The organism is Roseateles sp. P5_E1, assembly GCF_054049335.1.
On sequence record NZ_JBFUMN010000321.1, the window covers coordinates 1 to 595 of the forward strand.

The window sequence follows — 595 nt, forward strand, 5'->3', positions numbered from 1 at the left end:
GGACGCASCAGGCCTTCCACACGCAACGCATCGACGTGGCGGCGTGCGGACTGCAGCGGATCGAAGCGCGGATCGCGGCGGTTGATCACGGCGTCAAAGCGCTTGTCGCTGCGCAACGTCACCACGTCCATCGGCGTATCGATGCGCGCCACGGTGGCGGCAAGCGCCGCGTGCTCCCCGGCATCGGCCTGCAGGGTGGCGAGCGTCAGCCACAGCCCGCCGGGCTCCATGCCGTCGTCCTGCCATTGCCGGTCGAACAGCACCTGCAGCAGTGCACGGCGGACCTCGGGCTGGTCGTGCAGCTGTTCGTCCAGCGCGTAGGCCATCGCCGCATCGAAGTCGCCGAGGAACTGGTCCGAGGCGCGCAGCGAGCGGGTGATCAGGCTGGCGCCCTGGACCGGCTGCTGCTGCCAGAGCAGCAGGCGACCGAGCACATACAGGGCGCGCGGGTCGTCCGGTGCCTGCTTCAGCGCGGCATCCAGGTAGGGGCGTGCATCGCGCGCCTGGCGTGCGTTGAACGCAACACGTCCGGCGGTGATCCAGCCGTCCAGGCGCAGCGACTCGGGCAGCTGCGTGAAGCCGGGATCGGCAAACA

At 70.0% G+C, this 595-nt stretch carries 1 protein-coding gene; it reads right to left on the bottom strand.

What is annotated here, in order from left to right:
• Positions 1 to 595: tetratricopeptide repeat protein (locus ACXJKJ_RS31290; protein ID WP_457395514.1), on the bottom strand; the 595-nt coding region annotated here is incomplete at both ends.